This is a genomic window from Rhodococcus sp. H-CA8f (genome assembly GCF_002501585.1).
GTDB lineage: Bacteria > Actinomycetota > Actinomycetes > Mycobacteriales > Mycobacteriaceae > Rhodococcus_F > Rhodococcus_F erythropolis.
The window spans coordinates 5,606,719-5,619,972 of record NZ_CP023720.1 but is presented as its reverse complement, the minus strand read 5'-3'; the positions used below and the strand labels follow the sequence as shown (position 1 = coordinate 5,619,972).

Annotated in this window: 12 protein-coding genes and 1 riboswitch; of the genes, 9 read left to right on the top strand and 3 right to left on the bottom strand. The window is 62.4% G+C overall.

Annotation, left to right across the window (positions count from 1 at the left end; genetic code table 11):
- Positions 1-141: 141 nt before the first annotated feature.
- The 7 genes from CPI83_RS26140 (at position 142) to CPI83_RS26110 (ending at position 9,223) form a co-directional block, all read left to right on the top strand.
- A complete protein-coding gene (locus CPI83_RS26140) occupies positions 142-1,509 on the top strand; it encodes a cytosine permease (protein ID WP_019746680.1) in 1,368 nt (455 codons plus the stop codon).
- A gap of 30 nt (positions 1,510-1,539) precedes the next feature.
- Positions 1,540-3,141 (top strand): hydantoinase/oxoprolinase family protein, encoded by a 1,602-nt coding sequence (locus CPI83_RS26135; RefSeq protein ID WP_097387951.1) that lies wholly within the window; start codon positions 1,540-1,542, stop codon positions 3,139-3,141.
- Entirely contained in the window at positions 3,138-4,247 is a 1,110-nt protein-coding gene (locus CPI83_RS26130; RefSeq protein ID WP_097387950.1) for a DUF917 domain-containing protein, read from the top strand. Before CPI83_RS26135 ends, CPI83_RS26130 begins: the two co-directional genes overlap by 4 nt.
- A gap of 6 nt (positions 4,248-4,253) precedes the next feature.
- A complete protein-coding gene (locus CPI83_RS26125; RefSeq protein WP_097387949.1) occupies positions 4,254-5,312 on the top strand; it encodes a DUF917 domain-containing protein in 1,059 nt (352 codons plus the stop codon).
- The gene (locus CPI83_RS26120; protein ID WP_020906015.1) at positions 5,309-6,844 is read left to right on the top strand and encodes a helix-turn-helix domain-containing protein; all 1,536 of its coding nucleotides are present in this window, start codon (positions 5,309-5,311) and stop codon (positions 6,842-6,844) included. The genes CPI83_RS26125 and CPI83_RS26120 overlap by 4 nt, the downstream gene beginning before the upstream one ends.
- A gap of 60 nt (positions 6,845-6,904) precedes the next feature.
- A riboswitch (SAM riboswitch) is annotated at positions 6,905-7,019 on the top strand.
- A gap of 53 nt (positions 7,020-7,072) precedes the next feature.
- Positions 7,073-8,398 carry an aminotransferase class V-fold PLP-dependent enzyme gene (locus CPI83_RS26115; RefSeq protein ID WP_019746685.1) on the top strand — a complete coding sequence of 442 codons (1,326 nt, stop codon included), beginning with the start codon at positions 7,073-7,075 and terminating at the stop codon, positions 8,396-8,398.
- A gap of 210 nt (positions 8,399-8,608) precedes the next feature.
- Positions 8,609-9,223, top strand: a complete 615-nt coding sequence (locus tag CPI83_RS26110; RefSeq protein ID WP_020906017.1) for a hypothetical protein — start codon at positions 8,609-8,611, stop codon at positions 9,221-9,223.
- Here the strand turns inward: CPI83_RS26110 and CPI83_RS26105 are convergent.
- Complete coding sequence (locus tag CPI83_RS26105; protein ID WP_030534854.1) at positions 9,202-10,080, bottom strand: DNA-binding transcriptional regulator; 879 nt, start codon at positions 10,078-10,080, stop codon at positions 9,202-9,204. The genes CPI83_RS26110 and CPI83_RS26105 overlap by 22 nt on opposite strands.
- An 89-nt stretch (positions 10,081-10,169) precedes the next feature.
- Between CPI83_RS26105 and CPI83_RS26100 the strand changes: the two genes are divergently transcribed.
- Positions 10,170-11,222 carry an alpha/beta fold hydrolase gene (locus CPI83_RS26100; RefSeq protein WP_097387948.1) on the top strand — a complete coding sequence of 351 codons (1,053 nt, stop codon included), beginning with the start codon at positions 10,170-10,172 and terminating at the stop codon, positions 11,220-11,222.
- Positions 11,215-12,426 carry a saccharopine dehydrogenase NADP-binding domain-containing protein gene (locus CPI83_RS26095; RefSeq protein WP_097387947.1) on the top strand — a complete coding sequence of 404 codons (1,212 nt, stop codon included), beginning with the start codon at positions 11,215-11,217 and terminating at the stop codon, positions 12,424-12,426. The genes CPI83_RS26100 and CPI83_RS26095 overlap by 8 nt, the downstream gene beginning before the upstream one ends.
- Here CPI83_RS26095 and CPI83_RS26090 read toward each other — a convergent pair whose 3' ends face one another.
- Together CPI83_RS26090 and CPI83_RS26085 are read right to left on the bottom strand one after the other, a co-directional pair.
- Positions 12,427-12,771 carry a hypothetical protein gene (locus tag CPI83_RS26090; RefSeq protein WP_021342721.1) on the bottom strand — a complete coding sequence of 115 codons (345 nt, stop codon included), beginning with the start codon at positions 12,769-12,771 and terminating at the stop codon, positions 12,427-12,429.
- A 92-nt stretch (positions 12,772-12,863) separates the two neighbouring features.
- Positions 12,864-13,241: a hypothetical protein gene (locus tag CPI83_RS26085; RefSeq protein ID WP_097387946.1), complete on the bottom strand. Its 378-nt coding sequence runs from the start codon at positions 13,239-13,241 to the stop codon at positions 12,864-12,866.
- Between the last annotated feature and the right edge of the window lie 13 nt (positions 13,242-13,254).

Here is a 13,254-nt window from a genome sequence, read left to right as displayed (position 1 = left end):
TTTGACGACTGTGTGAAATGACGACTGTGCGAAATGCATTGTCGTAACACGAAGAAACGCCAATTCGCCCATAGGCGTGACCCCGACCACATTCGTACCGTCTTCTCCGAGAACACTTCCCAACTATTCGAGGAGTCCGTCATGAAAAACACATCAACGACCGCCGCCGGCGGTGAAGTGTCCGACGGTGACGACTACGCGCTCACCCGCGTTCCCGACGAAGCACGGTATTCGTGGTTCTCGGTGGCAGTACAGCGATTCGGTCAGGTATCGGCACTCGCACAGTTCCTGCTCGGTGCGACGCTCGGCTACGGCATGACGTTCTGGAATGCCTTCTGGGCATTGACAGTCGGGGCGGTGATTCTCGAGGTTGTCTGTATTTTCATCGGCATCATCGGGGTTCGTGAAGGGCTCAACACGTCGGTGGTCGCACGCTGGTGTGGATTCGGGCACGCGGGTTCCGCGGTGATCGGCTTGGTGATCGGAGTCAGCCTGATCGGTTGGTTCGGCATCCAATCTGCTGTCTCTGCATCAGGTTTGCACGGAATCATGCCGTTTCTGCCGCAGTGGGCGTGGGCTCTGGTCTTCGGCCTTCTGATCACCGCGATAGTCCTTCGCGGGTTCGGCTCCATGCAACTGATCGCAAACATCACCGTTCCCCTGTTCTTGCTTCTGGTGGGTTGGGCCGTCATCGCCGAACTGCGTAATCACTCGCTGTCCGATCTGATGGCATCTGCTCCAGCCGGACCGGAGCTCAGCTTCCTCGCCGGAACCACCATCGTCGCAGGCGGTTTCATTGCCGGAGCAGTGATCACACCCGACATGACGCGATTCAATCGCACGGCGGGTGACGTCGTGAAGCAGACACTCGTCGGAATCACATTAGGCGAATACGTGATCGGATTGACCGGTGTTCTTCTTGCACATGCCGTTCGCAGTTCCGATATCGCCACGATCATCCTGTCGTCGGTCGGCTGGGTCGGCGTTCTCATCATTGTTCTCGGAACTTTCAAGATCAACGACTGGAATCTGTACAGCTCGGGGCTCGGCATCGTGAACTTCATCGACGTCGTGTTCGGGCGACGCATCAATCGCGCCGTCGTCACCGCTGTGGTCGGCGTGACCGGTTCGATCCTCGCGGCTGCCGGAATCCTGAACTCGTTCACCGACTTCCTGATCCTGTTAGGCGTCGGATTCCCGCCGATCGCCGGAATCATGGTGGCGGAGTACTTCATCGTCAAGACCTGGCGCAAGGACCTGGAAGAGAGTCGAGCCGCGGGTACCCTCCCGAACTCGGCGCCCACTTGGGTACCTGCCACGTTGGTGATCTGGATCGTCTCGGCGCTGATCGGGCATTACAGCACCTTCGGTTTGCCGTCCATCAACGCGGTGGCCTCGGCATTCGTTCTCTACGTCGTCGCGGGTCGACTCGGCCTGATTCGCGGGGTCGGACGCACCACAACCGAAGCGCCGCAAGAGCCTTCGGGAACATCGGCGCTCACGCACTAGCACTGCAAACACTGTAGAAGGGAGTTCGCGATGCGAATCGGAATCGACGTCGGTGGTACAAACACCGATGCGGTCCTGATGGACGGGACCACCGTCATCGGGCATGTAAAACACTCGACCAGCAAGGACATCACCGGCGGAATCGGCGGAGCTCTGACGGCGCTGCAGCAGCAGTACTCGTTCTCTCCCAGCGCTGTTCAAGCAGTGATGATCGGCACGACGCACTTTCTCAACGCCCTTATCGAGCAGCGAGGACTTGCACCAACGGCGGCTCTGCGATTGGGGCTTCCGGCGACCGCAGCGCTTCCGCCGATGGTGGGGTGGCCGCGAGACCTGGTCTCCGCTGTGCAAGGAAGGCACTACCTCGCTCACGGTGGGCACGAGTTCGACGGTCGTCGTATCTCACCGCTGGATCCCGACGAGATTCGTCGCCATGCCGCCGACATGGCTCGCAGCGGTACTCGTTCGGTCGCAATATCGTCGGTGTTCTCTCCGGTCAATCTCGAATGCGAAGCGGCGGCAGCGGAGATCGTGCGTCAGGAACTCGGTCCGGACGTCGCAGTTTCGCTCTCTCACGAGATCGGTCGAGTGGGTCTACTCCAGCGGGAGAACGCGACCATCATCAACGCTGCGCTGCGCGAGCTTGCCGATCACATCGTCGACGGTCTTGCCAGTTCTTTGGTCGAGCACGGCATCGCCGCACCGCTGTATCTGAGCCAGAACGACGGAACCTTGATGGACATCGAGTACGCAAGGCGTTATCCGGTGGCGACTTTCGCGTCGGGACCGACCAACTCCATGCGAGGCGCCGCTGTTCTGTCCGGTCTGGCCAGCTGTGCGGTGATCGACATCGGGGGCACCACAACCGACGTGGGCGTACTGACCAACGGTTTCCCCAGAGAAGCCACCACGGAGGTGACGGTCGCGGGGGTACGGACCAATTTCCGTATGCCGGACGTCTTCTCGATCGGTATCGGTGGTGGTTCGCTGGTGGATGCGGACGGACTCACAGTCGGACCCGAATCTGTGGGATACGAATTGGGTTCACGGGCACTCGTATTCGGCGGTGACACGTTGACGGCCACCGACATAGCCGTCGCGGCAGGCTTGGCCGACGTCGGAGATCGCAGTGCGGTGGCGCACCTCAACCGCGGTCTGGTGTCGACGGCACTCGACCGGATCTCGCGCCGGGTCGCCGACGCCGTGGAACAGATGCGGACCACGTCGGATCCACTTCCCGTTGTGGCGGTTGGCGGGGGATCGGTTTTGCTGAAGCACGAACTTCCCGGCCTGGGAACGGTGATTCGTCCTGAGCGCTTCGACGTTGCCAATGCGATCGGCGCTGCGATCGCGCAGGTCAGTGGTGAGGTAGATCGAGTCGAAGCGGTACGGGACGGGCGCAGGCAGATTCTTGCCGACGACGCTCGCCAAGAGGCGATCGATCGGGCAGTCGCAGCAGGCGCACGGCCCGAGTCGGTGCAGATCGTGGAGTTCGACGAGGTCCCGATTCCGTATCTGCCGGGCAACGCAACACGTATTCGAGTGAAGGCAGTCGGTGACTTGGCACTGCACAGTGGCGATCTGGCAAGGCACAGTGGTCTGGTCTCCACCGGTCAGGAAGGCTCACGATGAGTTGGACACTACGAACGGCAGACCTCGACGACCTCGCCAGGGGCGCAGCTTTGTTGGGGACCGGCGGCGGGGGAGATCCGTTCGTCGGCAAGATGTTGGTCACGCAGGCGCTCGGGGAAGCCGGTGAAATCACGATTCTGGATCCGGCGGAGCTCGACGACGACGCGTGGGTGATCCCCGTCGCGCAGATGGGTGCACCGACCGTCGTGGTCGAGAAGATGCCGCGCGGAACCGAACCCGACCTGGCGCTGATCACATTGGAGAAGCACACGGGGCGAACTGCAGATGCCACGATGCCGATGGAGTGCGGCGGGATCAATTCGATGATTCCGTTGCTGGTGGCAGCGCGGCGCGGACTGCCGGTTGTCGACGCCGACGGGATGGGACGAGCCTTTCCTCAGCTCGAGATGGAAACCTTCTCGGTGTACGGGATTTCGGCGAGTCCGCTCGCCATGGCGAACGAGCACGACGAGGTGGCGATCTTCGACACCGGCAGCGACAACGCCAGATTGGAGGGCCTCGCTCGCGGGGTGACGTCGAGGTTCGGTGGGATGGCGCATATCGCGCAGTACTCGATGACGGGTGCAGATGTGAAGCGGACGGCGATCCCACGGACTCTGTCGTTGGCCTTGGCCATCGGTCGGTCCATCAGGCTTTCACGTGAGCAGCGGGTGGACCCGGTTCAGGCGCTGGTGGACGGTCTCTCCGACACGCTTTACGGATACGGGCGAGTTCTCTTTCACGGCAAGGTGATCGATGTCGACCGGCGAACCGATGAGGGGTTCGCTCGAGGTTCGGTGCGGATCGCCGGCGTCGGAGACGAAGAGCTGGAAGTTCAATTCCAGAACGAAAATCTGATCGCCGTGCAATCCGGAGTAATGGTGGCGATCGTGCCAGACCTTATCTGCATCGTCGAGGCCGACACTGCCGAGCCCATCACCACCGAGGGATTGCGGTACGGGCAGCGAGTTGCGGTCATCGGGATCGCGACTCCGCCGATCATGAGAACACCGGAGGCACTGGCGGTCTTCGGCCCGGCAAGCTTCGGACTCGATCGCCCGTTCCTGCCGGTGGAGACACTCGAGCAACCTGTACTGGCAGAATAGCGAGCCGTGAGCAGGCTGCACGCGGTCCGGGAGGCCGACCTCGACGCGATCGCAGCGGGGGCGGTGGTCTTGGGCTGCGGTGGGGGCGGCGATCCACGCCTGTTCGTGGAAATGCTGCGTCCACTGATGACGTCAACGTCGGTAGAAGTCATCGCGCCGGACCAGTTGCCGTCCGGGGCGATGATCATGCCGGTGGGAATCGTCGGATCGGCCCTGGCTTTGGAAGAGCAACTGCCCTCCGGGCATGAGTTTGCCGACACTGCAGCAGCTTTGACGCGGTGGACTGGTAAGCGTCCGACCGCGGTGATGACTTTCGAAGGCGGTGGACTCAACGCTCTCTCCGGCATTGCGGCGGCGTTGGCGTTGGGAATTCCCGTGGTCGACGCGGACCTGCTCGGTCGAGCGATGCCGCGGCTCGATCACTTCTCTCTCGCCGCAGCCGGGTTGGAATTGTGCCCGGTCACCCTCGCCCAGCCTGGCGGCCTCATTACCGTCGTCGACGGAGTGGATGTGCTGGGCGCCGAGGTAGCAGTGCGGTCGTTGATCGGGAGAACCAGCGGTTGGGGTGCTCTGGCGATCGCGTCGATCGATGCGCGGACTGTGCAGGAGGCGTGCATTCCGGGAACTCTGTCCCGAGCATATGAACTGGGTCAGCACATCGGGGCACTCGGCAGTTGGCGGGAGATCGCCGAAAGCTCCGGGGGGCGAGTAATGGGGACAGGCCGGGTGCGTGCGGTGCGTCGTAGTCGCCCGAACGCCGGCGATCGTCGGGGCAACGTGATTCTCGAACACGATTCTGCGGTGATACGAGTCGAATTCGAAAGTGAGTTCCTGACCGTCGCGTCGGACGGCGAGATGATTGCGACATGTCCGGACATCGTGACGTTGCTCGACGTCCGGACCGGTGCCTTCGTCTCGTGCGAATCAGTGCACCAGGGGCAAGATGTGGCCGTGTTGGTTCTGCCCGGCCCTCAGTGGTGGGCGGAAGATGTGAGCAGGTTGAAAGTTGTCGGCCCGCGGGCCTTCGGGATCGACCACGACGCAGTGCTGATGGAGGCGCAATGAGCGCGAGTGTTTCGGCGTTGCTGAACAACCCGATCTTTGTCGGGTTGTATCGACTTGCCGGCGAAGGTGATCCCGTCGTGACGACAGTGGGAGCGCTCACCGGGGAATCGGCACAGTCAGCCGAGGCCGTGTCGGGTGCGGCGGGTGCAGGATCAGTTCTGGTGATTCTCGATCGAATCGACGTCGGGGAGTGGAGATTCGACGCTCTCCTTCGACGCACGGCGGCGACCGGCTGCCGGGTGCTCGCGGTACACAGCACTGCGGCGGAGGATGCGAATCTCTCGTTGCTTGCCGATCGCCTCGGACTGGTGGTGCTCGGAGTATCCGACCCGTGGCAGTTCAGCGTGGATCTTCGTGATCTTCTCTCGAATTCGCGGGCGGTGATGGCCGACGCGGTACTGCGGGCGACACACGCGGGCCAGCGGGCCGGCGGAAGCGTCGAGAATCTTCTGTCGGTGCTGCTGAACACATTTCAGCGTTCGTTCATCCTCCTGGACGCGTCCGGACGCCCGCTGACCGGCGCCGATTTGTTGTCCGACGCTGATCGAGCAGCCGCCGGTATGTTGTCGGGCCGCGGGGCGCCCACCACTGTTGAATTGGACTCCGGCGGGGTCCTGATTGCGTGCCCGGTGATGTCCGGCGCAGCCCGAGAGCCCTGGCTGGCGGTGCTGCTCCCGGTGCGTCAAAGCGTCGAAGAGGCTTCTCTCTCAGTGGTTCTCGACGTGGCCTCGTTGGCTGCCGGGCACCGACTGGCCGTTGCACGCATGGTCGACGAGCGTGAAGCGCGCCGGCGTAGCGCGCTACTCGGTGAACTGATCGACACGTCAGCAGACGCCACACCCGGACTGCTCCGGCGCGCACTCGACGCGGGTTGGGCACTGGACGGATGGCATATCGGCATCAAAGTCCTGGCGGTCGGTGAGGTCGACCTGGTGGCCAGGCGCAGTGAGGTCGCAGACGCCCTCGCCGCCGAGGGAATCGACGCCAATGTCGTGGAACAGGCTGACGGCTGGGCAGCGTGGACCACTCTGCCGGGCGAGCCGCGACCGGAGTCGATCACCCGGATCGCCGAGAGCATCCGTGCAGCTCAGGCGAGGTTGGAACCCACGATGGAGACCTGGGTCGGTGTGGGACGCGCACACGACGGTCCGGCTGGAATCGGTGCGTCGCTGTCTGAGGCCGGGGATGCCGCTCGGCTCGCGGGTTCGAGGTCGCAGACAGGCCGCTTCCTGCACGTGGACCGCCTGGGTCTGGCGCAGTTGCTGCTGGCGTGGACGCGAACCGACACGTTTCAGCCCGCAGCCGCGGCACTGCTCGCGCCGCTACGCGATTCGAATGGAGAGTTGCTCGAGACTCTGTCGACGTACCTCGACGAAGAATCGTCTCTGGCTCACACCGCAACCCGAATGGGCTTGCACCGCAACACCGTATCGAGTCGGATCGATAGAATTCAGCGCCTTCTCTCGGTGGATCTCGCAGATCCGGAAACGAGACTCGCGCTCCACCTTGCTTGCCGGACCATCGCGCCCTGACGGAGATCTTCGCGGCTTCGTCTTGACAAGCACGGGAGGTTCCTGCCATCCTCGTTGCCAGGTCACGAGTACCAGTGTTCAGCCCCGGCTTGCTGGTCGGCAACCCTCCTCCGCGGTGGGGTGCTCCGGGTGACGACCCGGCTGCGTTCGAAAACGAATGCGGCAAGCGCGGACTCTTCCGGGGCCATCACCCGACGAACGAGTCCTTGAACGTGAGGATTGTCTTCGATGACTGCTGTATTGAGTGCCGACACCTGCCGCACCACCGCGATTGCCAAGGTTTCGGGTGCTGACCTGCAGGTTCCGTTGGTTCAGGGCGGCGAATGCTCCTACGCCAACTTCGACTACGCCGCGAGTGCGCCGGCATTGGCCCAGGTCACCGACCGTATCGCCGAGTTGCTGCCGACATACGCCAGCGTCCACCGCGGTGCCGGCTACGCGTCTCGGATCTCCACGCTCACCTACGAGAACGCTCGTGAATCCGTTGCTCGTTTCGTGAACTGTGCCGACGATCAGGTTGTCGTCTTCACCCGGAACACCACCGATTCGCTGAACCTGCTTGCGCAGTGCGTCCCCGGCAGCACCGTCGTCCTCGATGTCGAGCATCACGCAAACCTGTTGCCGTGGAACGACGCTCGTATCGTCACCGCTGCAGACACCATCGAAGAGACGATCGAGCGTCTGATCGGTGAACTGTGCACCAAGCCTGCAGCGCTGCTCGCAATCACCGGTGCCTCCAACGTGACCGGCGAGATCCTGCCGATTGCACGCTTGGCTGACATCGCTCATCGTTGCGGCGCACGTATCCTCGTCGACGCAGCTCAGCTGGCTCCTCACCGTCGCATCGACCTGCAGGAATGCGGGGTCGACTACATCGCTTTCTCCGGTCACAAGCTCTATGCGCCCTTCGGCGCGGGTGTTCTGGTCGGACGCCGTGACTGGCTCGACGAAGCTCAGCCGTACCTCGCCGGCGGCGGCGCCGTGCGTGAGGTGACCATCGAGTCCACGGAGTGGGCCTGCGCGCCTGCCCGCCACGAGGCAGGTTCCCCCAACGTTCTCGGTGCGGCAGCCATCGCGACCGCATGCGAAACCCTGCACGCGCTGGACTTCGACGTCATCGCCGAGCACGAGAAGGCACTCACGGCCCAGCTCACCGACGGATTGTCCGCCATCGAGGGCGTCTCGCTCGTGCGACTGTGGAATGACGCACCGGACGCCGTCGGAATCGTCACCTTCACCGTCGACGGATTCGAAGCGGGCGAAATCGCCGCATTCCTCTCCGCCGAGCACGGCATCGGAGTTCGCGACGGTCGCTTCTGCGCACACCCGGTTCTCGCACGCCTCGGCCTCTCCGGCGGTGCAGTTCGCGCCAGCCTCGGCCTCGGTAGCAGCTCGGACGACGTGACGCGGTTGGTAGACGCCGTGAACATCCTGGTTTCGAATCAGCGTGATTGGAACTACGCCAAGACTGCCGGTGCGTGGAACCCCGTGCCCGAGACCCGCCCCTTCCTCGGAGCCGCAGACGACAACGCCGGCGCAGCCGAGTGCGTCTGAGCTGAGCTCGGTCCCCGAAAACTCGAACGGACAACTAGCATGGCAGCCATGGCACCAGCGGATTTCCCCGCCACCCCTTCGAGAGTGAGCATCACTCTCGGTCAGTGGTGCCGTCGCCATGTCGATCTGTGCCGCACCTCGTCAGGAATGTGTTCGAGCTGACGATTCGTCTCGCTCATCCCATACTTTTCTGATTTTCGGAGGTCTCACATGTCTTCACGCGCTTCGCATTCGCTGCACGTAGCGGTCGAGTTGACCGGATCCGGTCACCATCCGGCAGCTGAGGGCGCACCCGGCAACCTGCCCATCATCGGCGGCGACTACTGGGTGGACCTCACCGAGGGCGAAAAGGCTCTCGATTTAGCTTCATTCCCTACCAATGTGGTTCGGATTCGCGCTGCGGACCTGCGTGAGGCACAGCTCGAACGTGCACGGATACGCGCTGCTGTCGCCGAAGAAGGACGCGATCCCGACAGCGTCGCAGTACTGGTCGATCTCGAGATTCTGATCGCGCCGGAGGCTCGCTCCGCCCGTAAAGAGCTTGCACAGTTGGACAGCGCGTTGACGGCGCCGCGGGTTCCCGTTTCGCTTCACTACGTCGGAACGCCTTCCGGTCTCGGCAGTTTGATCGCCGATATCCGAGCTGCCGAGGTCGCCGACGGCGTTACGTTGCTGCCTCTCGCATTGCCTCGCACGCTCGAGCATCTGGTGGACAGCACCATTCCGTGGCTTCAGGATCGCGGACTTGTCACACCGTCCACCGCAGTCGACGAGGTTCTCGGGCGTTTCGGACTGCCGCCCCGTCAGCGCACGCTTGCGTCCTGATCGTCACCGATTGCATCTGCGTACAGGTGGAACAGCGACGGTAATTCGTCGGCACCGTCCACCTGTGCCAGAAGCGTCCAGCATTGCGCAGTGATCGACCGAGCCCTCGTGCCGATCCAGTTGGTGGGCAGTAGTTCCGGCGGCAACAGCGGATCCGGTTCCATGGCTCGCGTGAATTCCGCCGCGAGCTCGATGGTCATCGTGACAGCATCGGTACCGGAACCGTTCTGCAGTTTGTGCAGGCGTGCGGTCGCTACGTCGAGCAGCCGTTCGTATCCGTCAGCGATCTGGTCCAGTGGCCACAACTGCGCGGCAATCTTCACGGGGTCTACGAGCATGCCCACTTTCAGATCTCGAGTGGTGAGAGAAGACAGGTGCTGTTCGACGTCGAGTTCGGCGGCCGCATCGCGAATATACGGTTCCCAGGCGTGCGGCGAGACGTACAGACCGCCCTGGACGAGCGCGCCGCCGAGGTAAACGACCCTGGTGCGCAGCGCATCTCGCGCTTTCCGTGACGACTCCGGAATTGCGAACCCGGCCAGGTGCCAATACCCGTCCCACGGCGTCACAGTGTCGCGGTCTTGTTGATAGGCCAGCCGAACGAATTCGACGTCGGGTTCCATCTCGCGCACGGCTTTCGGCGTTGCTCGTAGCGTGGCCTGCCGCCCGCGACCTTCCTGAGTGAACTTCCCCTCGGTGACCAACCGCTTGATGCACAGCCGAACCTGTTGATCAGTTTTGTCGAGGGCGTCGGCGGTGGCATAAAGGGTGCGTCCGTCGACAGTTCCGTCCGTGCGCAGTAGTCCCTCGATCAAGATCCTCGTGGGTACATCGACGTCCCTGTCGGTCATCGCCATGTCCTTTCCTCGCTTCTCGACATCTTCGCCCACAACTGTACTATCGAATGCAATACGATCGTTTCAAATTCGTACGTTAGGACGGGAAGATGGCAGCGGAATCGATGAGCGGGGGCAAGAGTAAGCCTCGTTTACGCAGGTGGGTGGGTACCTCCCTGGCGGTGGTCGTTGTTCTGATCGCGACTCTGGTGGGCTGGACGCTGTACCAGAACACCTATGACATCCGTGAGGAAAAAGTGACGATCACCGGGGGATCGGTGCCGCTCCAGGGAGTCCTTGCACTGCCCGAACACGGTGACGGTCCCTTCGGGCTCGTGGTTTTCGTCCACGGAGACGGCCCGGTCGATGCAACACATGAGACGTTCTATCGACCGGTGTGGGAGGCGTTCGCAAAGGCGGGGTACGCGTCACTCTCCTGGGACAAGCCGGGGGTGAATGGGGCACCGGGCAATTGGCTCGACCAGAGCATGGACGATCGCGCGGCAGAAACGGAAGCGGCAATCGAGTGGGCGCGGGGACGTTCGGATATCGATCCGTCTCGTATCGGTCTGTGGGGTGCAAGCCAGGCAGGGTGGGTGATGCCCAAGGTGGTGAACCTCGACCCGGACGTAGCGTTCGTCATTGCCGTGGGTCCCGCGATCAACTGGCTCCAACAAGGCGAATTCAATACCCTAGCCGAACTTTCCGAGAGAAATGCGTCGGCCGACGAGTTCGAGAAAGCGCGGGTCGATCGTGCGAGGAACTTGGATCAGTTGGCCCGTGATGCATCGTACGACGATCTCGTGGCCTCCGGCGAGGCCGACGGTCTCGCCGAAGACCGGTGGAACTTCATCCGAAAGAACTACCGATCGGATGCGCGAGCCGATCTCGAAACCGTGAAGGTTCCGGTGCTCTTGATCATCGGCGGACAAGACGTCAACGTCGACGTGGCTGATACCGAAAGGGTGTACCGCGAATTACTCGACTCGCCAGGGCAACTGGTGGTCAAGAAGTACCCCGACGCCACTCACTCGATTGTGGAGAAGGACCTCGAAGACTCGGAATTGATGTCGGCTCTGGTGGCCGTTCTTGCTCCCCGTTCGATCTTCGCTCCCGGCTATCTAGCGGATCAGACTGCATTTTTGGAGGGAATTCATGGCTGACGGAATCACGGTTGTCGCACTGGGTGGTGCCGGTGCCATGGGCTCGGCAGCAGTTCGTCTGGCCGCAACATTGCCGGGAATCGGCAAGGTAGTAGTCGCCGATCGCGATATCGATGCTGCGAAGCGTCTTTCAGTTGAACTGGCGCAGGCGTCAGCGGAAGTCGAGGCGCGCAGCATCGACGTCACGGACGGTCGCACGCTACGTGAATTGCTTGACGGCGCAGACGTGGTCGTCAATACGGTCGGACCGTTCTTCCGTTTCGGCGTCGGCATTCTCCAGGCAGCGATCGAGACCGGGACTCACTATCTCGACATCTGCGACGACTGGGAGCCGGCCGTCGACATGCTGGAATTGGACTGTGCCGCGAGGGGAGCCGGAATCTGTGCGGTAGTCGGCATGGGCGCAAGTCCCGGGATGAGTAACCTCCTGGCCGCGATGGCAGTCTCGCGATTGGACGTGGTCGACGATCTGTATACAGCCTGGCCGGTTGATGTCGAGGGCGAGGACGAGTCGGTGGACACATTGAGTGCAGCGGCCGTTCACTGGATGCAGCAGATCAGCGGCACGGTTCCAGTGGTTCGTGCGGGGCGAATCGTCAACGAAGAACCGTTGCGTTCCATCGCACTCGAACTGCCCGGCGGACGTCGGGGGAACGCTTACGTGGTCGGGCATCCGGAGCCGGTGATGTTTCATCGGACCATCAATCCTGCAGGGCATTCGGCAAATCTGATGGTGATCACACCGGAAACCGTGGCGTTCCTCGACGTTCTCCGCTCAGATATCGACAAGGGGAGAATCGATCTCGACTCGGCTGCTGAAGAATTGGGCAAGCCCTCGCTCCGGCGGATGATCCGTGCTGCGCCTCGAATGCTCACGCGTGCCGGTCATGGATCCTTGCCGTTGTTTTTCGCCTCGGCGACCGGGGTGCGCGAAGGTCGAGAGATGCGCGTCGTGGCACGGATCGCTGACGATTCACCGGTATCGGAGTTACTGTCGGACATGGCCGGTGCAACCGGAATCCCCTTGGCGCTCGGCCTTGCTCAGGTGGTGTCGCGGCTGGCCGACGGAACGATTCGGGATCGGGTCGGTGTGCACTCAGCAGAGAGCGTCATCGACCCGGAAGTTCTGTTCACTGCACTGTCGCGGTTGTTCGGTCGCACCGACTGGAGTGACATCATTACCGTCGAATCCGAGTTTCGCTAGTCAGTTTGCGGCGTGCGATCCGATGCGACTGCGGATTTCGGTCTCGACGCGATCTGCGTCCTTGGGGCTGAACGAAGGTGCTCCGCGGCCGGCGAGGGTGAGTACCACCGCAGTCTCCTTCCACGGTCGTGAAAGATCCAGGCTGTACCACGAGCTGAAATCTGTTGTTCCCCAAATTCGTAGGCGCCCACTCAGCCATGACATGACTCCGAGGTCGACGGATTCGATCTGTGAGTACGGAATGAACTTGCTGACAAACGGGAAGTAATAGTGGCGGATCGTGACGCCCTGATCGTCGATCCGGACGGTCCTGTCCTCGTAGATCGTTGATGTCCCTGTACTCACAGTGAAAACCCGGTCCCTGCTGTTCGACGCTCTCGGCGGATGCCGAAAACCAACCATACAGTCTCTACTGGAGCGGGTGGCCCGCCCGGGCGTCAGGCACTGGTGGACCTTGCGACGACGAGATCACTCACCGCGATCTGGGCGTTGCCGATTGCCGCCTGAACCGGTTCGCAACTACTCGATGCTCTGGCGAGCGCAAGAACTGCGGTGAGTAAGGCGGCGTCGGGCTCTCCTTCGAACGGTCCGCTCTGGACGTCGAACTTTCCAGCTCGCAACTGCTTTCGGGCATTGATTCCAAGTTGTGAAATGACCTCGTCCATCGCGGTCAGGCACTGGGCGAGCGCGCCGATCGACCAGTAGAGATCGGCAGCGACGACAGGCGTCTCCGATGCCACGGTGCCGGCGCGGCGCAATCGGTGATGAGTGTCTCGGAGTATCTCGGGCAGTCTGTGGTCTGCGCAATGTTCCATCCCGCTGCCTCCG

Excerpts from the sequence above, each read along its gene's own strand:
- CPI83_RS26115 (WP_019746685.1), top strand. The coding sequence starts at position 7,073 with ATGACTGCTGTATTGAGTGCCGACACCTGCCGCACCACCGCGATTGCC.
- CPI83_RS26110 (WP_020906017.1), top strand. The coding sequence starts at position 8,609 with ATGTCTTCACGCGCTTCGCATTCGCTGCACGTAGCGGTCGAGTTGACC.
- CPI83_RS26105 (WP_030534854.1), bottom strand. The coding sequence starts at position 10,080 with ATGGCGATGACCGACAGGGACGTCGATGTACCCACGAGGATCTTGATC.
- CPI83_RS26120 (WP_020906015.1), top strand. The coding sequence starts at position 5,309 with ATGAGCGCGAGTGTTTCGGCGTTGCTGAACAACCCGATCTTTGTCGGG.
- CPI83_RS26130 (WP_097387950.1), top strand. The coding sequence starts at position 3,138 with ATGAGTTGGACACTACGAACGGCAGACCTCGACGACCTCGCCAGGGGC.
- CPI83_RS26100 (WP_097387948.1), top strand. The coding sequence starts at position 10,170 with ATGGCAGCGGAATCGATGAGCGGGGGCAAGAGTAAGCCTCGTTTACGC.
- CPI83_RS26135 (WP_097387951.1), top strand. The coding sequence starts at position 1,540 with ATGCGAATCGGAATCGACGTCGGTGGTACAAACACCGATGCGGTCCTG.
- CPI83_RS26095 (WP_097387947.1), top strand. The coding sequence starts at position 11,215 with ATGGCTGACGGAATCACGGTTGTCGCACTGGGTGGTGCCGGTGCCATG.
- CPI83_RS26085 (WP_097387946.1), bottom strand. The coding sequence starts at position 13,241 with ATGGAACATTGCGCAGACCACAGACTGCCCGAGATACTCCGAGACACT.
- CPI83_RS26140 (WP_019746680.1), top strand. The coding sequence starts at position 142 with ATGAAAAACACATCAACGACCGCCGCCGGCGGTGAAGTGTCCGACGGT.